Genomic DNA, 25,251 nt, shown 5'->3' with positions numbered 1-25,251 from the left:
TCACCCATCACGATGCAAAAGGCCCGCGGAAGTCGCTTTCCGCGGGCCTTTTTCGTTTCGGCGATGCGATCAGGCGAGGATGGCCAGAAGCAGCAGCGCCACGATGTTGGTGATCTTGATCGCCGGGTTCACCGCGGGGCCGGCCGTATCCTTGTAGGGATCGCCAACGGTGTCGCCTGTGACGGACGCCTTGTGCGCATCCGAGCCCTTGAGATGACGTTCGCCGTTCTTGTCGACGAAGCCATCCTCGAAGCTCTTCTTGGCATTGTCCCAGGCGCCGCCACCCGACGTCATCGAGATCGCCACGAAGAGGCCGTTGACGATGACACCGAGAAGTGATGCGCCGAGTGCTGCGAAGGCCGAGGCCTTCGAGCCCGACAGAAGCAGCACGCCAAAGTAGACGACGACAGGTGCGAGCACCGGCAGCAACGAGGGAACGACCATCTCGCGGATCGCCGCCTTCGTCAGCAGGTCTACGGCGCGGCCATAGTCCGGCCGCTCCGTGCCCTGCATGATGCCGGGTTTTTCGCGGAATTGGCGACGAACCTCCTCGACGATGGATCCGGCCGCACGGCCGACCGCCGTCATCGCGATACCGCCGAAGAGGTAGGGGATGAGGCCGCCGAATATCAATCCAGCCACGACGTAGGGGTTGGAGAGATCGAAGGAGATCTGCCCGACATCGGCGAAGTACGGATACTTGTCGCCATTGGCGGCGAAGTAGCTGAGGTCGTTCGAATAGGCCGCGAAGAGCACCAGCGCGCCGAGACCGGCCGAACCGATCGCGTAGCCCTTGGTGACGGCCTTGGTGGTGTTGCCGACGGCGTCGAGCGCGTCCGTCGACTTGCGCACTTCCGGCGGCAGATGCGACATTTCGGCGATGCCGCCGGCGTTGTCGGTTACCGGTCCGAACGCATCGAGCGCCACGATCATGCCGGCAAGGCCGAGCATGGCGGTGACGGCAATGCCCGTGCCGAAGAGGCCGGCAAGCTGGTAGGTGGAAATGATGCCGCCGACGATGACGATCGCCGGCAGAGCCGTCGACTCCAGCGAGACGGCGAGACCCTGGATGACGTTCGTTCCGTGGCCAGTGACCGAGGCCTGGGCGATCGAGTTCACCGGCCGCTTGTTGGTGCCGGTATAGTACTCCGTGATCACCACGATCAGAGCCGTGACGACCAGGCCAAGGATGCCGCAGAGGAACAGGCTCCAGCCGGTGATGTCCTTGCCTGCGACAGTGCCGATCGTGCCCCATCCGATCGTAAACGACGTGGCCGCCCCGAGACCAAGGATCGACAACAGGCCGGTGACGATGAGCCCCTTGTAGAGCGCACCCATGATCGAGTTGTTGGACCCAAGCTTCACAAAGAAGGTGCCGACGATCGAGGTGATGATGCAGGCTGCGCAAATCGCCAGCGGATAGACCATCACGGTCGCGAGCACCGGCGTGCCGGCAAAGAAGATCGCCGCGAGCACCATGGTTGCGACGACCGAGACCGCATAGGTTTCGAAGAGGTCGGCGGCCATGCCGGCGCAATCGCCGACATTGTCCCCAACGTTGTCGGCAATCGTCGCCGGATTGCGCGGATCATCCTCGGGGATGCCGGCTTCCACCTTGCCGACGAGGTCGCCGCCAACATCGGCACCCTTGGTGAAGATGCCACCGCCGAGACGGGCGAAGATGGAGATCAGAGAAGCGCCGAAACCGAGCGCGACCAGCGCGTCGATGACTTCGCGCGAGGCGGGCTCATGCCCGAGACCGGCCGTGAGGACGACGTAGTAGACGGAGACGCCGAGAAGCGCCAGGCCCGCTACGAGAAGGCCGGTAATCGCACCGGACTTGAATGCGATGTCGAGGCCGGAGGCAAGGCTGACGGAAGCCGCCTGGGCAGTGCGGACGTTTGCCCGAACCGAAACATGCATGCCGATGAAGCCCGCAGCGCCCGAAAGGATCGCACCAACCAGAAAGCCGAAAGCGGCGGCGGGAGAAAGAAGAACCCAAGCGGCGATGAAAACGACAACACCGACGATGGCAATGGTTCTGTACTGTCGCGTGAGATAGGCCTGCGCCCCTTCACGAATGTAGCCTGCGATTTCTTGCATGCGGGCGTTCCCCTGGTCGGCGGCCAGCACCGACTGTGTTGCCCATATGGCATAAGCCACCGCGAGCAACCCGCATGCGATAACGCCCAATAAAATGGTCATTTCGCATTACCCTCCGTTACAACCCGCAGACTCACTCCCGGCCACGGGCCCCTCAAAACCGCGAATCACGCACCACCTCCTCAAGCAGCACCCCTCACGGCGCGGCCAGAGTGCGGTTGCAACGGGAGATCGTCAAGCCCCGGAAAACGCCAGTAGGAAGGCGCTCCGGCAACTTTGAATGTCCGGAAAAAAGAGTTAGGCGGCGGCTTTCCGCGGCGCGCGCTTCAACAACAGCAGAAGCACGAGGCAGACGATGGTGACCGGCCAGACGACCGCGTTCAGCGTGTCCCAGCCATAGGCCGAAAGGACCTTGCCGGAAGCAAAGGACGACAGCGCCACGGTGGTGAACAGAATGATGTCGTGGAAGGCCTGGACCTTGTCGGCTTCCTGCGGACGGTAGCTGCTGGCGACGATCGCCGTCGAGCCGATGAAGCCGAAGTTCCAACCAAGGCCAAGCAGCACCAGGGCGCCCCAGAAGTTCCAGAGCTCGATGCCCATATGCGCCACAGTCGCACAGGCCATCAGCAACAGCAGGCCGCATCCGACGATACGCTCCGCACCGAAGCGGCTGATCAGCCAGCCGGTAAAGAAGCTCGGGGCGAACATCGCCAGCACGTGCCACTGGATGCCAAGCGTCGCGAGCTCGGTCGAAAACCCGCAGCCCACCACCATCTCGACAGGAGCACCGGTCATCATGAAGGTCATCAGCGCATAGCTGGAGATGCCGCAGATCATGCCGGTGGCGAAGCGCTGGCTGCGTACGATCGCGCCGAGAGGACGCGCGGCCTGATCGTGGTGATCTTTCACCATCGCACCGGGTTCGGGCAACCGAAGAGGCGCGAAGAAGAACGCTGCGAGCAGGCAGATCGGCAGCAGCACGACGAAAGCGCCGGCAAAGGCAACGGGCGCAAACAGGTCGCCGGCGAAAATGACAATCTGGGGGCCGAGCACGGCCGAAACGATGCCGCCGCCAAGGATCAGCGAGATCGCCTTGGGCTTGTAGAACGACGGCGACGCATCGGCGGCGGCGAAACGCAGCTTTTGGGTGAAGCCGTTCGACGAGCCGAGCATCGCCAGCGCAAAGGCGAAGAGCCAGAAGCTTTCCCGGAAGAGAGCGACCGCGGCGAGTGCCGCCCCTGCGGCAGCAATCCCGGTCCCGGTCATGAACGCAAAACGGCGGCCAATCACGCGCGAGAGCATCGCGACCAGCACGACACCGAGTGCCATGCCAACGTTGAAGGCGGTAAGCGGTGCTGTCGCCAGCGACTTGTCGTCCGCCAGCAACTGGTATCCGGCAACACCGCCGATGGAGAAGCAGATCGGCCCGACGACGCCGAGAATGGCCTGTGCGGCAGTCAGATGGAAAACGTTGCGGCGCGCTTCGCGAAGGGTGGCCCCCATGTCATCCGCAGCAACCGCAACCATAAACTCTACTTCCTGGACTCGCTACGAACCTGCTTGGCTATACGATCGAGAACGGCATTGACCAGCTTCGGCTCGTCGTCCTCGAAGAAGGCCTTGGCGATCTCGACATACTCGGTAACGATGACCGGAACCGGCACGTCCTTGCGCTCCAGCATCTCGAATGTGCCGGCACGCAGGATGGCGCGAACGGTGGAATCGAGCCGCGACAGTGCCCAATCGTCCTGAAGCGCGGACCCGATCAACGGATCGAGCTTGCGCTGGTCGCGCACGACGCCGGCGACGATCGAGCGGAACCAGGAGGCGTCAGCCTTCAGATAGGTGTCGCCATCGACGTCTTGCCCGAGGCGGTGCGCCTCGTACTCGGCAACCACTTCGAGCACGCCGGTGCCGCCAATGTCCATCTGATAAAGCGCCTGCACGGCGGCAAGGCGCGCGGCGCCGCGCTGGTTGACCTGCTTCAGAGGCTGATCCGAGGGTGTCTTCGTCACTTTTCCGTGCCCAGTTTCTTCTTCAATTCAATCATGGTGAGCGCCGCACGTGCGGCAAATCCACCCTTGTCACCTTCCAACCGGCGGGCCCGTGCCCAAGCCTGATCGTCATTCTCAACCGTCAGGATGCCGTTGCCAATAGCGAGGCTTTCGCTCACGGCGAGATCCATGATGGCCCGCGAAGATTCGTTCGCGACGATGTCGAAATGGTAGGTCTCGCCGCGAATGACCATGCCGAGCGCGACGAAGCCGTCATATTCCGTACCGCCCTCATCGGCACCATCGAGCGCCATGGCGATGGCCGGCGGAATTTCGAGCGCACCCGGAACCGTCACGATATCATAGGTGGCCCCGGCTGCGTCCAGCGCATGCTTGGCGCCGTCGAGCAATGCATCGGCCATATCGTCATAGAAACGCGCTTCCACAATCAGGATGTGGGCTGCCGTGGTCTCTGCCATGGATCACCTGTCTTTGAGAGTTCGTCGCCGGGTGCGACCGGCTGAGGCGGCGGTCAAACCATGCCCGGCGCCGAATGGCAAGCAAATTCCGCCACGGACGGCCTTTTGCCACGCCGGAAAGCGCCAGAATGCAGGCCTGAAAGACCATCCTCGACGTTCAGCCTTCGAACACAATGGCATGATCGCTTGCGGTTTGCAGCGCAGACCAGCAAGTTCGGGTACCAGACAGGAACGAGACGAGGCACCCGCATGCTTGAAACCCGGTCAACGATCCGCCTCCCCCGCGCCCCTCAAGCGGTCGTCTTCGATATGGATGGGCTGCTCTTCGACACCGAGGCGCTTGCGCGCGACGCCATGGTGCGGACCGCACCAGATTTTGGCTACGAGATGTCCGCCGCGCTTTGTCTCGACATGATCGGCCTTCCGGGCGACGCGACGCGGTCCATGCTGAAGCAGCATTTCGGCGAGGCATTCGATGCCGACAAATTCTGGGACCGTGCGTCGGCGCACTTCGAAACGATGGTGGCCACAGAGCTTCGCCTGAAGGAGGGGGTGATCGAACTCATCGACCACTTGGAAGAAATGGGTCTGCGCTTTGCGATCGCGACATCGTCGCGACACGAAGACGTCCAGCGCAATCTCGGGACACTCGCCTTGACCGAGCGCTTCCCAACCGTCGTTGCCTATGGCGACTATGCCCGCGGGAAGCCGCATCCGGATCCGTTCCTGACGGCAGCAAAGCGGCTCGCCGTGGCACCGGAATTCTGCCTCGCCCTGGAGGACAGCCACAACGGCGCGCGGTCGGCAGCATCGGCCGGCATGATGACGGTGATGGTTCCAGACCTGCTGCCTGCGACGGAGGACGTGCGGGCCATATGCGTCGGCATCGCCAATAGCCTCCATGACGTCCGCGAAGCGCTCAAAGCGACCCCGTGACAAGCGCACGGGCCGATGTGATCCGGATGCAAGCCGCCGCAATTACCGTCATAGGATTGCAAAATCGGGACTTAATCAACGTGACGTTTATCAATTTCGACGCTTGTCGGTTGACGTTCCCTCGTTCGCGCGACACGGATAGGAACGGAGTGGGATGCTTCTTGCAGAATGCGCGGCATCAGGGAGAAAGACATGACCGAAATGCGAAAACCGATCGTCAATCCGAGGACCCTCACCCTCGATCATTGGACGAAAGGCGAAGGTTTCGAATCGAGCGACGCCTCCTTCGGCGCGTTGCTGGGCCTCAAGGACCTCGGTATCGGCTACGGTGAAGTGCCCCCGGGCAAATCCGGCTGTCCGTTCCACAATCATCACGTCGAGGAAGAGCTTTTCATCATCCTCGAAGGCGAAGGCACGTACCGCTTCGGCAGCGAGCGTCATTCGGTGGGCCCGGGTGACATTCTGGGCGCGCCTGCAGGCGGGCCGGAAACGGCGCATCACCTGATCAACACCGGCACGGTGCCGCTCAAGTACCTGTCGATCTCGACCAAGGCGGCAACCGATATCTGCGAATACCCGGACTCCGGCAAGTTTCTCGCCAGGACGCGCGGTGCCGATGGCCAGAGTCGATTGAGCTTCGTCGGCCGGCCGGAAAGCGCCGTCGATTACTGGGACGGCGAGCCCGGCGCCTGAGTTCACCACATCATAGGATCGAACATGCATAGCGTGCCTATCATCGAGACAGACCGCCTCGTCCTGCGCCCCTATCGCCGCGACGATTTCCCCTCCTACGCCGCGCTGTTCGGCGATGCCGAGGTTATCCGCTATGTCGGCGGTGTGCCGTTTACGCGCGAACAATCCTGGACCCGTTTCCTGCGCCAGGTCGGCATGTGGCACTATTTCGGCTTTGGCTTCTTTGCCATCCAGGATCGGGAAACAGGCGCCTTTCTTGGCGAGGCCGGGTTTCACGACGTACACCGCGCCATCACGCCGTCACTCGAGGGGACGATGGAAACCGGATGGGCGCTGTCGCCCAGATCTCATGGCCGGGGCCTGGCAACCGAGGCCGTCAGCGCGGCGCTCAAATGGGCCGACCAGCAGTTCCCGACACTGCGCAAAACCTGCATCATCGACATCGGAAATCACGCCTCCATTCGTGTCGCGGAAAAGCACGGCTTCCAGGAATTCTGGCGAACGACCTATCACGGCAATCACGTGATCATGTTTGAACGCCACCAGAAGGCAACGGCTCCGTCCACCACGAACAAGATGCGTGCGCACGCCGTAACATGAACAATTTTTAATTGTTTTCGGGTTCTTGGTGCCACGGAAACGGCCAGATTCCGGCCCAGTTTCCTACGCGTTGGCACGACGCGCCCCCGCCCCAAGCCGAGGAAACGCCGCCCCAATCAGTCGAAACAGTCCAGCACGTCTCAATGCGGGTGATGCAATCCGCAATCGACCTCTGCTGGCCGCTGCGGCACGAGGTGGAGACCTGCCCCCGAGATCTACAAGGGTCCTGCGTTCGGGTGGAGACCGGCCGTCACGATTGTCGCAAGCAACCAAGGAGCATGACCATGAACCGCATAGCCAAGCTTTCTGTCATCGCTGCTTTCTCCGCCCTTTCTTTCGGGGGCGTCTCCTACGCGGCAGGCGCCGCAATGAACTGGCCGGCCGAGATCGACCACACGGTTCGCGAATTCAAGGGCGACCAGTTCACCGTCGTTGACGTCAATACGCTCAAGGAATCGAGCCAGACGCGCATGTGGATCGAAGAAGCCACGCCGCAACAGCTCTCGTCGCTGCACGCCGCGGTCAACGCCAACAAGCCGTTGGCCGCCAAGCTGAAGGCCCAGAACGTCGAAATGAGCAACATCGCCGGCGCGGAACAGGCGGCTGATGGCAGCCTGACCTTCTATCTCCGCTGAACCGCCAACTGCCGCTTTCAAAACGCCACCGCCCCCAATCGGGGGCGGTTTGCCTTTCAGATATTTTCGGCAACGAACCTCGAACGTCCGCTCACGCTGGCTTGGGCGCCGGGAATTCGGCCAGACGCGCCGCGTAGCGAGCCATGGTGTCGACCTCGAAGTTCACAAAATCACCCGCCTTGCGTTCGCCCCAGGTCGTGACCTCGAGCGAGTGACGGATAAGCAGCACGTCGAATTCGGCGCCATCGACCTTGTTGACCGTCAACGACGTACCGTCGAGCGCGACGGAGCCCTTCGGAGCCACGAACCTTGCCAGATGCTCGGGTGCCCGCAGGCGAAAGCGCACCGCCTCGCCCTCCGGTTCCACCGATAGGATTTCGGCCTTGTCGTCAACATGGCCAGAGACCAGGTGGCCGCCGAGTTCGTCGCCGATCTTCAGCGACCGTTCGAGGTTGATCCGCGTGCCCTTCGTCCAGCCCGCAATCGTCGTCAGCCGCAGCGCTTCTTCCCAGGCCTCGACCTCGAACCAACGCTCGTTGCTGCCGGCCTCAGGCAAAGCGGTCACCGTCAGGCACACGCCGGAATGGGCAATGGAGGCACCCATGTCGATGGTCTTGGGATCATAGCTCGTGGCGACACGCAGCTTGATGCCTTCCTTTAGCGGGGTAACGGCATCGACGGTGCCGATATCGGTAACAATGCCTGTGAACATCAGTTCTCTCTTTCGTATTCCTCGAACAGATCCTCGCCATAGCGCGCCTCGGCGGTACGCCGGAAGCCCTTCGGCACGGACCTACGGTCAAATGGGGATGCAATTCCGTTTTCGCCAATCGTCCCCGGCCCGGTGTAAAGCTGGATACGGTCGACGACGTCCGCATCGAGAAAGGCGCGCGCTGCGACCGCTCCACCTTCGACCATCAGCGAGGAGATACCACGCGAGGCGAGGGCCGCCAGAAGGTCCGCAATCGAACCGGCTTCGAGCACCTCGACGCCGGTGGCCTCCAGGGCCGCCCTGCGTGCTGCTCGGCCACCATCAACATCCGCGTCCCCATCGCCGGATCCGTCACTGGAGACGACGATCACCGGCACATTGCGCGCTGTCTGCACCAGCTTCGATGCGAGCGGTAGGTCGAGCCGGCGGTCGAGGACGATGCGCAGCGGCGAGCGATTTTCGAGCCCCGGCAGCCGCACGGTAAGTTCCGGGTCGTCAGCCGTCGCCGTGCCGATCCCGACCAGGATCGCGTCGGTCTCAGCCCGTAGCATCTGTACCTGCCCGCGAGAAATCGGGCCGGTGATACGGACCTGCCCTGCCCCCTTGCGGCCGATCATGCCGTCAGCGGAAACCGCAAGCTTGAGAGTCACATAGGGCCGGCGGCTTACCTGCCGCATGAGATAGCCTTCGAGCGCGTGCTGCCCTTCGTCATGTAGAACGCCGATATCGACGGTGATGCCGGCATCGCGCAGGCGCACGACGCCGCGACCGGCGACGCGCTCGTCCGGATCGAGGATCGAAATCACCACGCGGGCGACGCCGGATGCGACAAGGGCGTCGGCGCAAGGCGGCGTCTTGCCGTGATGCGAGCAAGGTTCCAGCGTCACATAGGCGGTCGCTCCCCTCGCCCCCTCGCCGGCCTCAGTAAGCGCCTGGGTTTCGGCATGCGGACGGCCGCTTCGCGCCGTCACCGCACCGCCGACAATGACGCCGTCCTTGACGATCAGGCAAGCGACCGAGGGATTGGTGGATGTCTGTCCGAGATGTTGGCGGGCCAGCCTCAGCGCCGCGGCCATGAACCTCTCGTCTTCACGGGTGGGTCCTGCCATGGCTCTATCCAGCTTTCGCCTATTCGCCCGGATCGCGCGCAATCTTGGCGCTGATCTCGGTGATGACCTTCTCGAAATCCTCGGCATGCGAGAAGTCGCGGTAGACCGAGGCGTAGCGCACGAACGCAACGTCATCGAGGCTCTTCAGCGCTTCCAGCACCTGAAGACCGATTTCTTCCGAGGGTATCTCGGTCTCGCCGGAGCTTTCGAGGCGCCGCACGATACCGGAGACCGCCCGCTCGATGCGGTCGCGATCGACCGGGCGCTTGCGGAGCGCGATCTCGAAAGAACGCAAGAGCTTGTCCCGGTCGAAAGGCACCTTCCGACCGGTCTTCTTGATGATCATCAGTTCACGCAACTGCACCCGTTCGAAGGTCGTGAAACGACCTCCGCAATCCGGACAAATCCGGCGGCGGCGAATGGCATTCCCGTCCTCTGCCGGACGGGAATCCTTCACCTGACTGTCTTCAGAACCGCAATAGGGGCAGCGCATGAGCGATCGATCACATGTAGCCGTACATCGGGAAGCGATCGGTCAGCTTGACGACCTTGTCGCGAACGCCGGCTTCGACGGCAGCATTGCCCTCGTCCGAGTTGGCGACCTTCAGGCCATCGAGGACTTCGACGATCAGCTCGCCGATTTCCTTGAACTCGGCTTCCTTGAAGCCGCGGGTCGTGCCGGCCGGCGTGCCGAGGCGGACGCCGGAGGTGACGAAGGGCTTTTCAGGATCGAACGGAATGCCGTTCTTGTTGCAGGTGATGAAGGCACGGCCAAGGGCGGCTTCCGCGCGCTTGCCGGTCGCGTTCTTCTTGCGCAGGTCGACGAGCATCAGGTGGTTGTCGGTGCCACCGGAGACGATGTCGAGGCCGTTGGCCTTCAGCGTTTCGGCGAGCGTGCGAGCGTTCTTGACGATCTGGGCCGCATAGTCCTTGAACGACGGATCGAGCGCTTCACCCAGAGCAACAGCCTTGGCGGCGATGACGTGCATCAGCGGGCCGCCCTGGAGGCCCGGGAAGACGGCCGAGTTGATCTTCTTGGCGATATCTTCGTCGTTGGTCAGCACCATGCCGCCGCGGGGGCCGCGCAGCGACTTGTGCGTGGTCGTGGTGGCAACGTGGCAATGCGGGAACGGCGACGGATGCTGGCCGCCGGCGACCAGACCAGCGATGTGGGCCATGTCCACCATCAGCCAGGCGCCGACTTCGTCGGCGATCTCGCGGAAGCGCTTCCAGTCCCAGATGCGCGAGTAAGCGGTGCCGCCGGCAATGATCAGCTTCGGCTTGTGCTTGCGCGCCTGTTCGGCAACGTTGTCCATGTCGAGCAAGTGGTCGTCTTCACGCACGCCGTAGGAAACGACGTTGAACCATTTCCCGGACATGTTGACCGGCGAGCCGTGCGTCAGGTGACCGCCCGAGTTGAGGTCGAGGCCCATGAAGGTGTCGCCCGGCTGCAGCAGCGCCAGGAACACGGCCTGGTTCATCTGCGAACCGGAGTTCGGCTGAACGTTGGCGAAGTTGACGCCGAAAAGCTTCTTGGCGCGCTCGATCGCCAATTCCTCGGCGATGTCGACGAACTGGCAGCCGCCGTAGTAGCGCTTGCCCGGATAGCCCTCGGCATATTTGTTGGTCATGATCGAGCCCTGGGCTTCGAGCACGGCGCGGGAAACGATGTTCTCGGAGGCGATCAGCTCGATCTCGTGGCGCTGACGACCCAGCTCCTTCTCGATCGCACCGAAGATGTCCGGATCGCTGTCGGCCAGAGAGCGGGTGAAGAAGGCGTCATTGGTCTGTGCAGGCATCGGCGCGAGGCTCCTCTCAAGGGTGGCAGTTCTTTAGCTTCCTCGCACGGCGAGAGCAATATCTGCTGTGCGGTTTGCGTCATTTCCCCCATCTGCCGCGCCGAAATAGCGCGGGGTTCAGCCCACGAAAAAGCCGCGCTTCCGGGGGGAAGCGCGGCCAATCGATCTCGTGTCGCAATTTCGCTTATTGCGGCAATGCGTCCTGGTCGACCGAACCGGCCGACTGTTCCACGCCATAGGGCGACTGGAGCGCGAGCTCGGTCGCGCCGTCACGCTGGTAAATGTCGTCGCGGAACTGCACCACACCATCCTTGGCGGACCAGGCCGTGATGTAGGTGAAGAAGACGGGAACTTCCTCGGCGAGCGTGATCGGCGTGTTGACGCCGGTCTTGATCGTCGCCTCGATCTGCTGGCGCGACCAGCCGGGCGTATCCTTGAGCAGCCAGGTCGAGAGGTCGCGCACGTTCTGCACGCGAACGCAACCGGACGATTCAAAGCGCATCAGCTTGTTGAACAGGCCCTGCTGCGGCGTGTCGTGCATGTACACCTGATGCTCGTTGTGGAAGTTGATCTTCGTCGACGACATCGCGTTGATCTTGCCCGGGTCCTGGCGGAACATCAGGTTCGGTGCCTTCTCGGCGTTCCAGTCGACCGTTTCCGGCGAAACTTCGCCGCCGCTGCCGTCGAACAGGCGGATGGAGTTGCGCGCCAGATAGGTCGGATCCTTGCGCATCAGCGGCATGATATCCTTCTGGATGATCGAGCGCGGCGCGGTCCAATAGGGGTTGAGGATGACCTCGTAGATCTTCGAGTTGAGGATCGGCGACTGGCGATCGATCTTGCCGACGATTGCCGTATGGCGCAGCGCCACGCGACCGTTCTCGACAGCTTCAATATAGGCGGCCGGGATGTTGACCATCACGTAACGGCGGCCGAGTTCGCCCGACATCGACTGCAGGCGAACGAGGTTGGTCTGGAGCTGGCCGAGGCGGGTGTTGGCGTCGACATTGATTGCCTTCAACGTGTACTCGCCGATCACGCCGTCCGGCGGCAGGCCATGACGGGCCTGGAAGCGCTTGACCGCGCCTTCGACGTAGCTGTCGAAGGACGAGGAAACACCAGCCGACTGCGGCAGGTCACCGGAAACCATCAGACGCTGGCGGAGCTGCTGTACCGAAGGATCGGTCACACCGAGTTCGAGCTTGACGCTGGTCTGCACCATCGGCCAGCCGCCTTGCGAAACGATGTTCTGGTAGTCGAAGATCGCCTGCTGCACGTGGGCGATCGTTTCCGGGCCGAAGACCGGAGTGTTCGAAACGACCGTCGTCGCGGTACGCGATGCCTTGGCGTCATACTGATCGTCCCAGGAGCCGCGGCGTGGCGAATTGATGATCTCGTTCAGGGCATCCTGAGCGCTTGCCGCGCCGGCGACTGCCACAGCGCCGAAGGTTGCTGCCGAGCGCAGAAAGGCGCGGCGCGAGAATGCATCAATTCCATTCTTTTTCGACATATTCCTACCATCCCAATGCGTTGGCACGCGCCCTATGCGCTGACACGCACGTTGCCGGAGCCCTAACACGATCGTGGTTAACAAAGGTCAACCAACGAGCCACCCTGCCCTCACATGATTTCACGATACCGCGAGTGAGGACCCTCATCCGGCAGGCGAAACGCGAAACGAATCCACACGTCAGAAAACACGTGGCCGCACCTACCGCATGTCGTCGTCGCTGTCACAGCAATATGGCCAATTCGTGTCTCGGAGCGACTGAAGGGCGACATGGCACGCCTTTTGCTTTTCGCTGCAACGGACGAGTTGGCGGGCGAGCCGCGGGCGATAACATTTTGATTTTATAATATTTTCCGTTTGGAACACCGTCCGAAGGCTGGAATGGCGCGCCGAACCGGTGCGGCCTTTGAGCAACAGAACGATTGGCCGACAAACGGCAAAGGTCGGACACGCAGGGATTGCGCCCGACCCTTGAACTGGAGGTTTTGTCTGGATCAGAGACGGTACATGATCGAGTCGTTCCAGAAGCGATCGAGGCGCTGGAGGAGCTTGTTCATCTGGGTGAACTCGTCCGAACCGATGCCGCCGACCTTCTGGATCGAGCCGATGTGGCGCTCGTAGAGCTTGGCGACGGTTTCGGCGATTTCCTGGCCGTCCTCGGTCAGGCTGATGCGGACCGAACGGCGGTCGACACGCGAGCGCTGGTGGTTGATCAGGCCAAGGTCGACGAGCTTCTTGACGTTGTAGGAGACATTCGAGCCGAGGTAGTAGCCGCGGGAGCGAAGTTCACCGGCCGTCAGTTCCGAGTTGCCGATGTTGAAGAGCAACAGGGCCTGAACGGCGTTGACGTCGCTGCGACCTTCGCGGTCGAACTCGTCCTTGATGACGTCGAGCAGACGGCGGTGCAGACGCTCGACGAGGTGGAGGGATTCCATGTAGAGACCGCGGATGGTTTCTTCCTGTGGGTCTCTCGGCTGAGCCGCCTGCGGCTTCATCTTGGTGTTCATTTGACTGCCTCACTGTTTTGTTTGGCGGTGTCTGTTTGTCTTCCCGCCTTGAGTGAGACCCTATCGAATACGTCTAAAATTCTACTTAAACCGCAGCCTTAACAAGAGCTTGCCATTTGGCGAGCCTGTCTCAGGGTGAATCAACTCTTACCTGCTTGGCCTGCCGCCAGCGCTGATAGAGGAGTGCCGCCCGGAAAAGAACGAAGGTCACGGCAACCGCCACATGCAGCACGACCAGCAGCGGACGGGCGCCGAAACTGGCCGGGTAGAACTCATACATGGCGATCTCAATCGCTGCTGCGACCACCCAGACTACAGGCCCCCAGGAGACGAGTAGCCAGAGGCCGAGCGCCGCAACGGGATAGACGACGGCGAGCGCCGTCGCGGCCGCTCGCCACTCCGGCGACAACAGATCAAAACGACCGGCGCCGCCATGGGAAAAGCCGATCAGCATGGCCCAGTAGTTGAGCGCGAACCAGATGCACGAGGCAGAGACCAGACGCAGGAAGACGCCGAAGAGAATTTCGGTCAGCGACGGTTTCGGCACATGGGCAGAATCATGAAGCATGGCCGGCAAGATAGGGCGGGTCTTCTTCATCCGCCAGCGGGATCACGCCCCCTCCCCTGCCGACGCCTTTAAAGAGAAGAAATGCCGCAGCCCGTTCGCCCGTCCCGCGGTTCCCAATGGCAGCCGCCCCATGGTAAAGCGCTTGGCCAACGACGATTTTGACCGGAAAGGCGTGGGCACGATGAACGACAGGACAAATCTTGTGGACAGGATCACCGGCCACCGCCGCATGCGCCGCAACCGCAAGGCCGACTGGACACGGCGCCTGGTGCAGGAAAACCGCCTGACTGTCGACGATCTGATCTGGCCGATCTTCATCGTTCCCGGCAGTAACATCGTTCAGCCGATCGACGCCATGCCGGGCGTCAACCGCATGAGCATCGACAAGGCTGTCGAAGCGGTCAAGGAAGCGGCCGACCTCGGCATCCCGGCGATCGCCACCTTCCCCAACATCGAGATGTCGCTGCGCGACGAGACCGGTTCCAACAGCCTGGCCGCCGACAACCTGATCAACGAAGCAACGCGCGCCTTCAAGAAGGCCGTACCCGAAATCGGCATCATCACCGACGTCGCGCTCGATCCTTTCACCAGCCATGGCCATGACGGCATCCTACGCAATGGCGAGATCGTCAACGACGAAACCGTCGAGATGATCGCAAGAGCAGCGGTTGCCCAGGCGGACGCCGGCTCCGACATCATCGCTCCCTCCGACATGATGGACGGCCGCATCGGCGCCATTCGCCAGGCGCTTGACGCGGCCGGGCACCAGAATGTCGGCATCATGTCCTATGCGACGAAATTCGCGTCAGGCTTCTACGGTCCCTATCGCGAGGCGATCGGAACCGGCGGGCTGCTCAAGGGCGACAAGAAGACCTATTACATCGACCCGGCCAACGGCACCGAAGCGATCCGCGATGCGGCCCTCGACGTCGAGGAAGGCGCCGACATGCTAATGGTAAAGCCGGGTCTGCCCTATCTCGACATCTGCTGGCGCATGAAGGAGGCCTTCGGCCTGCCGGTCTTCGCCTATCAGGTTTCCGGCGAATACTCGCAAGTCAAAGCGGCCGCCGCCAACGGCTGGATCGACGGTGAGAAGGTGATGCTGGAAACGTTGCTCGCCTTCAAGCGCGCCGGCTGCGACGGCATTCTCAGCTATTTCGCCGTCGAAGTGGCTCGCATCCTTGCCAAGGGCCGCTAGGCCCAAGGTTATGCTGCCAATCAAGGTTCCAAGGCGCCCTTTGCGCGGCTGACAAGGCTGACTGCGCAGTGGTGAGCCCGTCGATCCTTGTTTTGCAGGCATCACCATCCCATATCCTTGGTGCAACCAAGCGAGGCTTAAACGGATGACCATGCACAACGAAGAACTGAGGCTGCCGAGCAATGATTGGCGCGCCTATCAGGGCGTGCTGTCCCGACGCATATTCGCTTTCCTGCTCGACTACGCCATCATCGCGCTTCTGTGGATCCCGGCGGCGGTCGTCGTCTTTTTCCTCGGCATCCTCACGCTCGGCCTCGGCTTCTTGCTCTACCCGGCGCTCTTTGCGATCGTGGCGATGCTCTATTTCGGGCTGACCGTCGGCGGTCGCGAGCAGGCCTCGCCAGGCATGCGGATGATGGGCCTTGCGATCGCCCGCACCGACGGACGTCCGATGGATTTCCTGACCGCCATCGTCCACCTCGTCATCTTCTGGATCGCCAACGCGCTGCTCACGCCGCTGATCCTGCTTATCGGTCTCTTTACCGACCGAAGCCGCCTGCTGCACGACCTCCTGATCGGCACGGTCACGGTCCGCCGCGACATGTACTGACCGGGAGCGCAGTCTATTGTTGGCAACGCTAAAATAACTGGCCGGCGGAGGCGGAAGCTGCAAACGAGTGAGTTGACGTTTTCCATTCTTCCGCCATGCTATTGTCATGAACAACCAGGCGAAGAGTGACCTCCGCACTCGATGAACACACAGACCGCACCGTCTCCGCAATTCTACCTGACTGCGCCGGCAGCCTGCCCATATCTGCCGAACGAGATGGAGCGAAAAGTCTTCACCCACATGGTGGGTGAGCGTGCGCCGGAACTCAACGATCTCCTGACGCAAGGCGGCTTTCGCCGCTCGCAGAACATCGCTTACCGCCCCGCCTGCGAGACCTGTCGGGCCTGCATTTCGGTGCGCATTCTCGCCAACGAGTTCAAGCCCACCCGCTCCATGCGCCGGGTCCTTGCCACCAATCAGGATGTGATCTCGGCGGAGTATCCGGCTGAGCCTTCCAGCGAACAGTACAATCTGTTCCGCCGCTATCTCGACCGCCGGCATCAGAAGGGCGGCATGTCGGACATGTCGGTGCTCGACTATGCAATGATGGTCGAAGATACGCACGTGCACACGAAGATCATTGAGTACCGCCTAAGGGCTGAAGGCGACGGCATCAGCCAGAAAGCCCGCGGGCCGCTGATTGCCGCAGCCCTCACCGATCGCATGGGCGACGGCCTTTCGATGGTCTACTCCTTCTTCGACCCAGCGCGTGAAGATCGCTCGCTCGGCACGTTCATGATTCTCGACCACATTCGTCGCGCTCGCGAGCGCGGCCTTCCCCACGTCTATCTTGGCTACTGGGTCAAGGGATCGCGGAAGATGGGGTACAAGACAAAGTTTTTACCGCAAGAACACCTTATGGCCCGTGGCTGGGAACGCTATGAAGGCGGAGACACCACCTTGGAAGCCGCTCCTGAGAAAACGGGTTAGAAATTGAGTTCATCTTCTGATGCCGCGATGCACCGGCGCGGCCTTGCCATCACCGGCCTCGGTGGCCTTGCCCTTTCCTTCGACGTCCCGCTCATCCGCTCCGCCGGTGGCGATGTCTGGTCGTTGCTGGCTGTGCGCAGCCTGTCGACCTTCGTGGTCGCGCTCGGTGCCTGGTTCGTGATCAACCGCGTGTTCGGCCGGAAGATCTCGCTGATGCCGGGCAAGACCGGGCTCGTCGTCGGCCTGTTCTACGGGATCAATTCCTGCACGTTCCTGCTCGCCGTCTTCAATACGTCGACGGCGAATGTGGTCTTCATCCTCGCCTTCACCTCGATGTTCGCTGCCATTTTGTCCTGGATCTTCCTGAAGGAAAGACCATCGAACGCCACACTCGTGACGATGCTGGTCATGGTGTTCGGCGTCGGGTTGATCGTTCAGGACGGGTTGGAAAGCGGCCACCTCTTCGGCGATGCGATGGCGGCGTCGTCCGCCTTCCTGCTTGCCAGCGCGATCACGATCAGCCGCGCAAGCAAGCGCGACATGGCGCTGGTGCCGCTGGTCACGGCGATCTTCCCGGCAGCGGTCGCGTTGTTGATGCTGCCCCCTGCGGGATTCACAATTGCGGAACCCGGCTATATCTTCTTCAACGGTCTGGTGATGATCCCGCTCGCCTTCTTCTGCCTGGCGACGGGACCGCGCTATCTCTCCGCACCGGAAGTGGGCATGTTCTACTTGCTGGAAACGATCCTGGCGCCGATCTGGGTCTGGCTGGTCTTTGCCGAAACACCGACGACGCAGACCCTGATGGGTGGCGCGATCCTGATCCTCGCGCTCATCGGTCATTCACTCTGGCAGATGCGCAACAGAGCGCTGAGATCCGCCGTGGCCTGCGCCGAGTAACACATTAGTTTTCGCGGCGCGGACCGGTTGGCCGGGGACGGCGCAACTTCTGTTCGGCTTCGCTGCGGCGGTCGCGAATCGGCGTCCGCTCGGGCACAGCTCCAGGCGCGGCTGCAGCCAGCCGGGTTTCCGGCATCTCCACCCGCATCGCCCAAAGCTCGCGATTGGTGTTGATCCAAGTGGCCGCCTCGTTCAAAGGCGCCGGATTTCCGCTCAGGGATTCGCCTTCGCGACGCCGCAGGCGCGTGATGAGGCCCGCTGCCTCGAGGAGTGCTATGTGCTTCTCCAACTCTTCGCCTCGCACCGCTACGGCCGAGGCGATATCGGCGACACGCGCCTCACCTGCAAAGAGGATCTCGAAGATCCGCCGGCGGACCGGGCTGGCGAGCGCCTGGAGAACATCGTCAAGGGCATTGGTATTCGGCATCATATCCATCCTGTTGGATGGGCAGTGATCCACGATACGTCGACACATACAAGCGCCGCTTGCTGCTCGGGTTCGACTGTATTTCCAATACCTTAATGCGCAAATTCGCTGTCCCGGATCGGGACACCGGCCATGCGGCTCATTGGCCGCACGGCGGGTATTTTGGGGTCAGCCGCTGAACTTTCCGCTGCGCGGGAAGCCCTTCGGAACGACGCGACCGGCCGACGCGCGGTCTGCTTGCCATTCGATCAGCTCATCCTTCGTCTTGGTGAAGACGCGGCCAGCGCTGTCTTCCCAGATGAGCCCTTCTGCGATCGTGAAGCAGCGAATGTCGGAGATGCCGCCATCCTTGTAGCGCTGCAACCGGACGCCCTTGCCTCTGGCCATCTCGGGGATCTGGACGAGCGGGAAGACGAGCATCTTGCGGTTCTCGCCAACGACGGCAACGTGGTCTCCCTTGACCGGCACGACCAGCTTGGTTTCGTCCGGCATGGAGACGTTCATCACCTGCTTGCCCTTGCGGGTATTGGCAACGATATCGCTTTCCGTGACCACGAAACCGTTGCCGGCAGCGGACGAGACGATCAGCTTGCGCGCCGGATCGTGGACGAAGGCGGTCAGGACGTCCTGGTCGTTCTCCATGTCGACGATGATGCGCAGCGGCTCGCCATGGCCACGACCGCCAGGCAGCTTGTCGCCGCCGAGCGTGTAGACCTTTCCGCCGGTCGTGAACACCAGGATCTTGTCGGTCGTCTGTGCCGGGAACGCCACCTTGAGCGCATCCCCCTCCTTGAACTGGAGCGACGACGTGTCGGAGATGTGGCCTTTCAGCGCCCGGATCCAGCCCTTTTCCGAGATGACGACGGTGATCGGTTCCTTCTCGATCATCGCCTGCTGGATCGCTTCGACGTCAGCCTCCGGTGCATCCGCGAAGGTGCTGCGGCGCTTGCCGATTTCGGTTGCCTTGGCAAACTTCTTTTTGACCTCGCCGATCTCCCAGGCGACGGTGTGCCACTGCTTCTCCTCGGAGGCGAGCAGCGCTTCGATCTCGGCCTTTTCCTTCGAGAGCGCATCGAATTCGGTGCGGATCTCGAATTCTTCGAGCCGGCGCAAGGAGCGCAGGCGCATGTTGAGGATCGACTCGGCCTGCAGGTCCGTGAGCGAGAACCGCTCCATCATGACCGGCTTAGGCTCGTCTTCTTCGCGGATGATGCGAATGACTTCGTCGATGTTCAGATAGGCGACGAGGTAGCCGCCAAGGATTTCGAGCCGGCGGTCGATGGCCGCCAGGCGATGGCGGGATCGGCGCTGCAACACCTCGCGGCGATGCGCCAGCCATTCCGAGAGCACCTCGTTGAGCGCCATGACCCTGGGCACGCGCCCCATGGATAGCACGTTCATGTTGAGCGAGATGCGGCTCTCAAGCTCGGTCAGCTTGAACAGCGACTCCATCAGGATGCCGGCATCGACCGAGCGGCTCTTCGGCACGAGAACGATGCGAACGTCTTCCGCGGATTCGTCGCGAATGTCTTCGAGCAGAGGCAGCTTGCGAGCGACCAGAAGCTCGGCAATCTTTTCGATCAGGCGCGACTTCTGGACCTGATAGGGAATCTCGGTGACGACGATCTGGTAGCCGCCACGGCCGAGATCCTCCTGGGCCCAGCGGGCGCGGACACGGAACCCGCCGCGGCCGGTGCGGTAGGATTCGGCCATGCTTTCGCGGCTTTCCACGATCACGCCGCCGGTCGGAAAGTCTGGCCCCTCGATGCCGCCCTTCTGCGGATTGGCCGGATCGTAAAGCAGATCTTCGACGGTCGCTTGCGGATGGCGGATGAGGTGCAGCGCCGCGTCGCACAGTTCATGCGCGTTGTGCGGCGGGATCGAGGTAGCCATGCCGACCGCGATGCCGGTCGCGCCATTTGCGAGCAGGTTCGGGAAGGCGCCGGGGAGCACGGTCGGCTCCTGGTCCTCCTCGTTGTAGGTGGGGCGGAAATCCACCGCGTCCTGGTCGATCCCGTCGAGAAGGAGCGAACAGACGTCCGTCATCTTCGCTTCGGTGTATCGCATCGCCGCGGCGTTATCGCCATCGATGTTGCCGAAGTTGCCCTGACCGTCGACAAGCGGGTAGCGGATTGCAAATTCCTGGGACAGGCGCACCAGCGCGTCATAGATCGAGGCGTCGCCATGCGGGTGGAACTTACCCATGACGTCGCCGACGATGCGGGCGCATTTCTTGAACGACGAGTTGGGTCTGAGGCCCATTTCGCTCATCGCATGCACGATACGGCGATGCACGGGCTTCAACCCGTCGCGGACGTCCGGAAGCGCGCGGTGCATGATGGTCGACAAGGCATAGGCAAGATAACGCTCTTCCAGCGCCGCCTTGAGGTCAACCGGCTGAATATTGTCGTCCCCGCCTGACGGGGGATTAAGGCTTTGTCCCATAGGTCCTTGCTAGCGCAACAAACCCGGAACAGCAAGGTTTTCAGGGGATGCGATTGTGGAGAACCCCTTGCCAGGCAACAGTTGGCGCCTGAAGCGATACGCTTGCTCCGGCGCAATGTTCGTGCAACGGTCGGCCGGCTATGCGTCGGAGGCGAGCGCTTGGTAACATCCGGGAAAGCATTCCCGACCAGGAACGCGTGCGGTTTGGCCAAGCGAATATAATTTCGCCCTGTTTCGTAATAGCTTCGGCTGCAGTTGATTTGGACGATTTGTGAGGGGGATTGCAAGACACGAACTGGCCGCCAGAATACTGCCGACGCTGCCGTTCGCTCCCAGTTGACGCCCTCTGCGGAGACAAACCAGATCAGCCACGCCTTATCTTCGAAACAGCTACACAATCAAAGATTTTACGAAGGAACTCGACAATGATGCACACGCGCAAGATCCGCCTGATGATGGCGAGCGCCGCGCTCCTTACGCTTACCAGCCCGGCCTTCGCACTCGACGGCGCGGACCTGATGAAGAAGCTCGATGCGGCAACGAACGCGAACGGCACATCCGTCACCTATGACAAGGCCGAGGTCGACGGCGACAAGGTGACGGTGACCGGCGTGCAGCTGAAGATCGCCAGCCAACCGGGCGAACCGACGAACCTGAAGATTGGTGACCTGACCTTCGAAGGTGTCGAGGAAACCGAAGGTGGTGGCTACTACGCGGAAACCGTGTCGTTCCCTGACGTCAATGTCAGCCAGGACGAGGGAAGCATTTCGGTCAAGGACATCCTGCTTTCCGGGCTGACAATCCCCGCCAACGCCAAGGGCGAGACGATCAACGACATCCTGCTCTATGAAAGCGCGAGCACGGGCCCGATCACGCTCAGTGCCAAGGGTAAGGAAGTCTTCTCGCTCGAAAGCACCGAAGCGAACCTGGCACGCCAGGAAAACGACGCCGGCTTCGACTTCGACGCGACAGCTTCCGGCATCAAGGCCGACCTGTCGACCGTTGAGGACGCCAAGACCAAGGAGGCGATCGAAAAGCTCGGCCTCACCACGATCGACGGCGCCTTGACGATGAAAGGCAGCTGGGAGGTCGAAAGCGGCAATGTCGCACTTGAAGAATATGCCCTCGACTTCAAGAATGTCGGCCGACTGAACTTCGCCCTCGACATCTCCGGCTACACGCTCGCTTTCGTCAAATCGATGCAGGAAGCGATGAAGGCCGCCGAGGCCAATCCGAACAAGGAAGAGGCCAACCAGGCCATGGGCCTCGCCATGATGGGCCTGATGCAGCAGCTGACCTTCAACAGCGCCGAAATCCGCTTCGACGACGCCTCGATCACCAAGAAGGCGCTCGACTATGCCGGTTCGCAGCAGGGCGTTTCGGGCGAGCAGATGGCTCAGTCGCTGAAGGGCCTGGTCCCGATCATGATGGCGCAGCTCAATGTACCGGAACTGCAGAACCAGGTGTCTGCCGCCGTCAACGCCTATCTCGATGGCCCGAAGAGCCTGACGATCAGCGCGGCACCGGAAAAGCCGGTTCCATTCCCGATGATCATGGGCGCTGCCATGGGCGCACCGAACACCATTCCGTCGGTGCTCGGCGTCAAGGTGACCGCAAACGACTGATCGTCACAGCTTGCTCCTGGCTTCGGCCGACAGGAGCAAGCGACCTTGCCAAGAGCTTTGCGCGCCCAAACGGGCGCGCAAACTTTGACGGCTCCGCGGGTCAGCCTGGTTTTCCGCGGTCCGCAGGACGTCGGCTCGCCTCATTCACACAGATCTGTATTTTTGCACCCGCCGGCCCGCCACAGAACAAGGGCCGTATACGTCTTGAAGGCGCGTGCGTCGGATGCGGCGACCGTTGCTTTCTCTGCCCGCTATTCACTGCACCAAGAAAATTTCATCGCCAGGCGATAGCGTTTTTCATCAAAATCGTGCATGCCACACCCAGTCGGCCGAGAATCCAACATCCAGCGAACTTGAGAGCATTTAAGCCTCGACGGGGAATTCTCGGACTCTGCGCAAGAAATACAAATATACGCCTGAATATCACCTTCACGTACGGCAGATCGGACGTAAATGCTTGCCTGGCTCCAGCAATCTGTAAATTTCAGGGAAGAATTGCTGGAGGGGAAGTTTGCGCCCGTCCGTGCCGATTACTACTCGGGTCCGCCGGGTAAGCCACTACGGCTCCTGCTTCAAGCGCGCACGGATTTCCTGTCGATCTGGCGCGCCAGCGATTATACGGAAAAGGTCTCGCAAATCCGGATTCTCGGCCGGCAGATCATCGTCGTCAATTCGCCCGATCTGATCCGGCAGGTGGTCGTCAAGCGGCACGAGAACTTCGAGCGCAAGAGCCCGCAGATGCGTCGGGCCCTCGAATTTCTGCTCGGAGACGGGTTGTTCATTTCGGATGGAGACACCTGGAAGCAACGCCGTCCGCTGGTAGCCGATATCGTCCACGCCAAGAGGGTACCGTCCTTCGGTCCCGTCATGGAAAAGACGACCAGCGAACTCGTCGAGCGCTGGAACCGGATGCCCGATGGGGCCGAGGTCAACGCCCTGCACGAAATGGCGGGCCTGACCGCCGAGATCATCGCGCGCAGCGTCTTCGGCAACCAACTCGGGGACGACAGTGCGGCAGCGGTTACCGAGGGCTTCACGAGCTACCAGTCGTTGGTCGATTCCATCAATATCGGCTATTTCCTCGGCTTCGACGACGGGCTTCCCGTCCTGCGCACACCGAGCCTGCGCCGTTCGGTCAAGCGCATCCACGGAACCATCGACAAGGTGGTGGAGGATCACCTTGCCGGCCGCGGTGACCATAATTCCATGGTCGAACTGCTCATCCGGCGGCAGCAGCGAAATCCGGAGCTGAAACTCGACCTTGTCGCCCTGCGCAACGAAGCCGCGACCATCTTCATGGCCGGTCACGAGACGACGGCGGCGACGCTGACCTGGACCTGGTACCTGCTTTCCAAGGCAGGCTGGATCGAGACGGCCGTGCACGACGAGATCGCCAGGGTCTGTGGCGACCGGACGCCGACGATCGACGACGTACCGCAGCTCGAATGGTGCCGCGCCGTCATCGAGGAAACGCTTCGCCTCTACCCGCCGGTTCCGATCCTGGCGCGACAGACGCGCGAGGCGGACATGATCGGCGACGTTGCCGCCGAGCCGGGCTCCCTCGTCCTGATCGTGCCGTGGCTCCTGCACCGCACGGAAAGCCTTTTCGAAGACCCGCACCATTTCCATCCGGAGCGGTTCACCGAAGGCCGGCGCCCGACACCCTACAGCTTCATTCCCTTCGCCAGCGGCCCGCGCGTCTGCCCGGGCCTGCATTTCGGCCTGACGGAAGCGATCCTCTGCCTGGCGATCATCGCCCAGCGCTACCGGGTTCGCCTGCGTGAACGCCACGCGGTCGAGCCGATCTGCCGGCTGACCCTCAGACCGAAGGGTGGACTTCCGGTCACTCTGCACAGGCGAGAAGGCACGTCGCATGGCGCCGGATAATCCTGGCCTAAGGGGACCGATCGCCAAACGGAAAGCCTGGACTTTCGCTGAGGAGCAAGCGCCGCGTCTTGCCGACGCGCTGGCTGGGGGCGAGCGCTCGCGCGCCTTTCGGCGTTACTGGATCAGCGACAATCTCTCGAACCTTGCCAACCTCACTGCGCACTTCGGCATGAAACTCCTGCCGATGGATGCATGTTCGCGCCTCGGGGCCGCCCTTGGTCTTTTCGCGGTGCCACGCTTTCACAAGGTCGCCACGCAGCGCGCCCGGGATACGATCAAGCATCTGCGTCCGGACCTGAGCCCCGAGCAACAGGAAGCCCTGTTTCTCGAAAACTGCCAGGCCCAGGGACGGTTGATGACCGAGTTTTCCGTCATCAACAGGCTGCAGCGACATGGCGAGCGGTTGCGGACCGACGGCCTTGCGCCGATCCGCGACGTGGCGAACCACGGTCCCGTCATCCTCGTCGGGCTTCATCTCGGCAATTGGGAAATCGGGACGATCGCGTTCCGCTGTCTCGGCCTCCGGCCCCATGCCTTCTACGTCCCCCCGAAGAGCCGCGCCAAAGCGTGGATCGCTCAGCGCGTGCGCAGCAAGGCCGGATTGCGGTTTCTGCCGCCGGGCATGGAAGGAATACGACCAGCGATCAAGATCCTGAAGAGCGGCGGCGTCGTCAGCATGTTCTGCGACGAAGGCTTTGGCGGCACGATCCGCGGACCGTTCTTCGACCGCAAGCCGCATCAGGAAGGCAATCTCGCGCTTGCCATCCGCATGGCGCGCATGACGGGTGCCACGATCTGCCCCTGGTACGGGTTGCGTACCAACGGTTTCCGTTTCGAATGCCAGGCATTGGAGCCCATCCGGCTTCCCGCTTCGGATACCCCGAACGCCCGCCTCGTGGACGATATGCTGCTGTTGAACGATGCGATCGAGCCCGTCGTCCTTGCACATCTCGACCAATGGTATTTCCTGGACAACGCGCTTCGGCCGGAGTGACGTCCCGCGCTTTTCCGCCCTCTTGGCTTCCATGATATGATCAGCGCTTGATGCCTTCAGACCCCGGCCTATTTACTTTGGGCGGGGATC

General features: G+C 62.0%; 23 protein-coding genes and 1 pseudogene. 11 read left to right on the top strand and 13 right to left on the bottom strand.

Annotated features, from left to right (window positions below; genetic code table 11):
- Positions 1 to 69: 69 nt before the first annotated feature.
- From PWG15_RS04645 to ribH, 4 genes are all read right to left on the bottom strand, one after another.
- Positions 70 to 2,205, bottom strand: coding sequence for a sodium-translocating pyrophosphatase (locus PWG15_RS04645; RefSeq protein ID WP_275023335.1), 2,136 nt, complete (start codon positions 2,203 to 2,205; stop codon positions 70 to 72).
- A 195-nt stretch (positions 2,206 to 2,400) separates the two neighbouring features.
- Positions 2,401 to 3,630 (bottom strand): MFS transporter, encoded by a 1,230-nt coding sequence (locus tag PWG15_RS04640; protein WP_275023334.1) that lies wholly within the window; start codon positions 3,628 to 3,630, stop codon positions 2,401 to 2,403.
- A gap of 5 nt (positions 3,631 to 3,635) precedes the next feature.
- Positions 3,636 to 4,118 carry a transcription antitermination factor NusB gene (gene nusB / locus PWG15_RS04635; RefSeq protein WP_058329384.1) on the bottom strand — a complete coding sequence of 161 codons (483 nt, stop codon included), beginning with the start codon at positions 4,116 to 4,118 and terminating at the stop codon, positions 3,636 to 3,638.
- Complete coding sequence (ribH, locus tag PWG15_RS04630) at positions 4,115 to 4,576, bottom strand: 6,7-dimethyl-8-ribityllumazine synthase (protein ID WP_275023333.1); 462 nt, start codon at positions 4,574 to 4,576, stop codon at positions 4,115 to 4,117. The genes nusB and ribH overlap by 4 nt, the downstream gene beginning before the upstream one ends.
- Before the next feature lie 249 nt (positions 4,577 to 4,825).
- Here ribH and PWG15_RS04625 point away from each other — a divergent pair, with 249 nt between their 5' ends.
- The 4 genes from PWG15_RS04625 to PWG15_RS04610 all read left to right on the top strand — a co-directional run bounded on the left by PWG15_RS04625 (position 4,826) and on the right by PWG15_RS04610 (position 7,440).
- Entirely contained in the window at positions 4,826 to 5,512 is a 687-nt protein-coding gene (locus PWG15_RS04625; RefSeq protein ID WP_275023332.1) for an HAD family hydrolase, read from the top strand.
- Positions 5,513 to 5,704: 192 nt separating this feature from the next.
- A complete protein-coding gene (locus PWG15_RS04620) occupies positions 5,705 to 6,205 on the top strand; it encodes a cupin domain-containing protein (RefSeq protein WP_275023331.1) in 501 nt (166 codons plus the stop codon).
- A 24-nt stretch (positions 6,206 to 6,229) separates the two neighbouring features.
- Positions 6,230 to 6,805, top strand: a complete 576-nt coding sequence (locus PWG15_RS04615; protein WP_275023330.1) for a GNAT family N-acetyltransferase — start codon at positions 6,230 to 6,232, stop codon at positions 6,803 to 6,805.
- Between the two features lie 284 nt (positions 6,806 to 7,089).
- Positions 7,090 to 7,440 (top strand): hypothetical protein, encoded by a 351-nt coding sequence (locus tag PWG15_RS04610; RefSeq protein WP_275023329.1) that lies wholly within the window; start codon positions 7,090 to 7,092, stop codon positions 7,438 to 7,440.
- Positions 7,441 to 7,531: 91 nt separating this feature from the next.
- Here the strand turns inward: PWG15_RS04610 and PWG15_RS04605 are convergent, their stop codons facing one another.
- The 7 genes from PWG15_RS04605 to PWG15_RS04575 all read right to left on the bottom strand — a co-directional run bounded on the left by PWG15_RS04605 (position 7,532) and on the right by PWG15_RS04575 (position 14,145).
- Positions 7,532 to 8,152: a riboflavin synthase gene (locus tag PWG15_RS04605; RefSeq protein ID WP_275023328.1), complete on the bottom strand. Its 621-nt coding sequence runs from the start codon at positions 8,150 to 8,152 to the stop codon at positions 7,532 to 7,534.
- Entirely contained in the window at positions 8,152 to 9,261 is a 1,110-nt protein-coding gene (gene ribD, locus PWG15_RS04600; RefSeq protein WP_275023327.1) for a bifunctional diaminohydroxyphosphoribosylaminopyrimidine deaminase/5-amino-6-(5-phosphoribosylamino)uracil reductase RibD, read from the bottom strand. Before ribD ends, PWG15_RS04605 begins: the two co-directional genes overlap by 1 nt.
- Positions 9,262 to 9,280: 19 nt before the next feature.
- Positions 9,281 to 9,754, bottom strand: coding sequence for a transcriptional regulator NrdR (gene nrdR / locus PWG15_RS04595; protein ID WP_034803756.1), 474 nt, complete (start codon positions 9,752 to 9,754; stop codon positions 9,281 to 9,283).
- A 10-nt stretch (positions 9,755 to 9,764) separates the two neighbouring features.
- Positions 9,765 to 11,060 carry a serine hydroxymethyltransferase gene (gene glyA, locus PWG15_RS04590; protein ID WP_275023326.1) on the bottom strand — a complete coding sequence of 432 codons (1,296 nt, stop codon included), beginning with the start codon at positions 11,058 to 11,060 and terminating at the stop codon, positions 9,765 to 9,767.
- 184 nt (positions 11,061 to 11,244) lie between these two features.
- Positions 11,245 to 12,570, bottom strand: coding sequence for a L,D-transpeptidase family protein (locus tag PWG15_RS04585; RefSeq protein ID WP_275023325.1), 1,326 nt, complete (start codon positions 12,568 to 12,570; stop codon positions 11,245 to 11,247).
- Positions 12,571 to 13,064: 494 nt separating this feature from the next.
- Positions 13,065 to 13,577, bottom strand: coding sequence for a transcriptional regulator LdtR (gene ldtR, locus PWG15_RS04580; RefSeq protein ID WP_057252587.1), 513 nt, complete (start codon positions 13,575 to 13,577; stop codon positions 13,065 to 13,067).
- A 130-nt stretch (positions 13,578 to 13,707) separates the two neighbouring features.
- A complete protein-coding gene (locus PWG15_RS04575; RefSeq protein ID WP_275024355.1) occupies positions 13,708 to 14,145 on the bottom strand; it encodes a DUF6163 family protein in 438 nt (145 codons plus the stop codon).
- Positions 14,146 to 14,326: 181 nt separating this feature from the next.
- Here PWG15_RS04575 and hemB point away from each other — a divergent pair, with 181 nt between their 5' ends.
- The 4 genes from hemB to PWG15_RS04555 all read left to right on the top strand — a co-directional run bounded on the left by hemB (position 14,327) and on the right by PWG15_RS04555 (position 17,783).
- Positions 14,327 to 15,343, top strand: coding sequence for a porphobilinogen synthase (gene hemB / locus PWG15_RS04570; RefSeq protein WP_275023324.1), 1,017 nt, complete (start codon positions 14,327 to 14,329; stop codon positions 15,341 to 15,343).
- 145 nt (positions 15,344 to 15,488) lie between these two features.
- Positions 15,489 to 15,953: an RDD family protein gene (locus PWG15_RS04565; protein WP_275023323.1), complete on the top strand. Its 465-nt coding sequence runs from the start codon at positions 15,489 to 15,491 to the stop codon at positions 15,951 to 15,953.
- A gap of 141 nt (positions 15,954 to 16,094) precedes the next feature.
- Positions 16,095 to 16,883: an arginyltransferase gene (locus PWG15_RS04560; RefSeq protein WP_275023322.1), complete on the top strand. Its 789-nt coding sequence runs from the start codon at positions 16,095 to 16,097 to the stop codon at positions 16,881 to 16,883.
- A 3-nt stretch (positions 16,884 to 16,886) separates the two neighbouring features.
- Positions 16,887 to 17,783 carry a DMT family transporter gene (locus PWG15_RS04555; protein WP_275023321.1) on the top strand — a complete coding sequence of 299 codons (897 nt, stop codon included), beginning with the start codon at positions 16,887 to 16,889 and terminating at the stop codon, positions 17,781 to 17,783.
- A gap of 124 nt (positions 17,784 to 17,907) precedes the next feature.
- Here PWG15_RS04555 and PWG15_RS04550 read toward each other — a convergent pair.
- Positions 17,908 to 18,210, bottom strand: a pseudogene (locus PWG15_RS04550) (helix-turn-helix domain-containing protein); the annotation flags it as partial.
- 168 nt (positions 18,211 to 18,378) lie between these two features.
- Positions 18,379 to 20,655, bottom strand: coding sequence for a DNA topoisomerase IV subunit A (parC, locus tag PWG15_RS04545; RefSeq protein ID WP_275023320.1), 2,277 nt, complete (start codon positions 20,653 to 20,655; stop codon positions 18,379 to 18,381).
- Between the two features lie 425 nt (positions 20,656 to 21,080).
- Between parC and PWG15_RS04540 the strand changes: the two genes are divergently transcribed.
- From PWG15_RS04540 to PWG15_RS04530, 3 genes are all read left to right on the top strand, one after another.
- Complete coding sequence (locus PWG15_RS04540) at positions 21,081 to 22,280, top strand: aq_1923 C-terminal domain (RefSeq protein ID WP_275023319.1); 1,200 nt, start codon at positions 21,081 to 21,083, stop codon at positions 22,278 to 22,280.
- Between the two features lie 453 nt (positions 22,281 to 22,733).
- Positions 22,734 to 24,167, top strand: coding sequence for a cytochrome P450 (locus PWG15_RS04535; RefSeq protein ID WP_275023318.1), 1,434 nt, complete (start codon positions 22,734 to 22,736; stop codon positions 24,165 to 24,167).
- The gene (locus PWG15_RS04530) at positions 24,154 to 25,161 is read left to right on the top strand and encodes a lysophospholipid acyltransferase family protein (RefSeq protein ID WP_275023317.1); all 1,008 of its coding nucleotides are present in this window, start codon (positions 24,154 to 24,156) and stop codon (positions 25,159 to 25,161) included. The genes PWG15_RS04535 and PWG15_RS04530 overlap by 14 nt, the downstream gene beginning before the upstream one ends.
- Positions 25,162 to 25,251 lie beyond the last annotated feature (90 nt).

It is taken from the genome of Ensifer adhaerens (assembly GCF_028993555.1).
Lineage (GTDB): Bacteria > Pseudomonadota > Alphaproteobacteria > Rhizobiales > Rhizobiaceae > Ensifer > Ensifer adhaerens_I.
This window is presented reverse-complemented; position numbering and strand designations above follow the sequence as displayed.

Excerpts from the sequence above, each read along its gene's own strand:
- PWG15_RS04645 (WP_275023335.1), bottom strand. The coding sequence starts at position 2,205 with ATGACCATTTTATTGGGCGTTATCGCATGCGGGTTGCTCGCGGTGGCT.
- PWG15_RS04640 (WP_275023334.1), bottom strand. The coding sequence starts at position 3,630 with ATGGTTGCGGTTGCTGCGGATGACATGGGGGCCACCCTTCGCGAAGCG.
- ribH (WP_275023333.1), bottom strand. The coding sequence starts at position 4,576 with ATGGCAGAGACCACGGCAGCCCACATCCTGATTGTGGAAGCGCGTTTC.
- PWG15_RS04625 (WP_275023332.1), top strand. The coding sequence starts at position 4,826 with ATGCTTGAAACCCGGTCAACGATCCGCCTCCCCCGCGCCCCTCAAGCG.
- PWG15_RS04620 (WP_275023331.1), top strand. The coding sequence starts at position 5,705 with ATGACCGAAATGCGAAAACCGATCGTCAATCCGAGGACCCTCACCCTC.
- PWG15_RS04615 (WP_275023330.1), top strand. The coding sequence starts at position 6,230 with ATGCATAGCGTGCCTATCATCGAGACAGACCGCCTCGTCCTGCGCCCC.
- PWG15_RS04610 (WP_275023329.1), top strand. The coding sequence starts at position 7,090 with ATGAACCGCATAGCCAAGCTTTCTGTCATCGCTGCTTTCTCCGCCCTT.
- PWG15_RS04605 (WP_275023328.1), bottom strand. The coding sequence starts at position 8,152 with ATGTTCACAGGCATTGTTACCGATATCGGCACCGTCGATGCCGTTACC.
- ribD (WP_275023327.1), bottom strand. The coding sequence starts at position 9,261 with ATGGCAGGACCCACCCGTGAAGACGAGAGGTTCATGGCCGCGGCGCTG.
- nrdR (WP_034803756.1), bottom strand. The coding sequence starts at position 9,754 with ATGCGCTGCCCCTATTGCGGTTCTGAAGACAGTCAGGTGAAGGATTCC.
- glyA (WP_275023326.1), bottom strand. The coding sequence starts at position 11,060 with ATGCCTGCACAGACCAATGACGCCTTCTTCACCCGCTCTCTGGCCGAC.
- PWG15_RS04585 (WP_275023325.1), bottom strand. The coding sequence starts at position 12,570 with ATGTCGAAAAAGAATGGAATTGATGCATTCTCGCGCCGCGCCTTTCTG.
- ldtR (WP_057252587.1), bottom strand. The coding sequence starts at position 13,577 with ATGAACACCAAGATGAAGCCGCAGGCGGCTCAGCCGAGAGACCCACAG.
- PWG15_RS04575 (WP_275024355.1), bottom strand. The coding sequence starts at position 14,145 with ATGCTTCATGATTCTGCCCATGTGCCGAAACCGTCGCTGACCGAAATT.
- hemB (WP_275023324.1), top strand. The coding sequence starts at position 14,327 with ATGAACGACAGGACAAATCTTGTGGACAGGATCACCGGCCACCGCCGC.
- PWG15_RS04565 (WP_275023323.1), top strand. The coding sequence starts at position 15,489 with ATGACCATGCACAACGAAGAACTGAGGCTGCCGAGCAATGATTGGCGC.
- PWG15_RS04560 (WP_275023322.1), top strand. The coding sequence starts at position 16,095 with ATGAACACACAGACCGCACCGTCTCCGCAATTCTACCTGACTGCGCCG.
- parC (WP_275023320.1), bottom strand. The coding sequence starts at position 20,655 with ATGGGACAAAGCCTTAATCCCCCGTCAGGCGGGGACGACAATATTCAG.
- PWG15_RS04540 (WP_275023319.1), top strand. The coding sequence starts at position 21,081 with ATGATGCACACGCGCAAGATCCGCCTGATGATGGCGAGCGCCGCGCTC.
- PWG15_RS04535 (WP_275023318.1), top strand. The coding sequence starts at position 22,734 with ATGCTTGCCTGGCTCCAGCAATCTGTAAATTTCAGGGAAGAATTGCTG.
- PWG15_RS04530 (WP_275023317.1), top strand. The coding sequence starts at position 24,154 with ATGGCGCCGGATAATCCTGGCCTAAGGGGACCGATCGCCAAACGGAAA.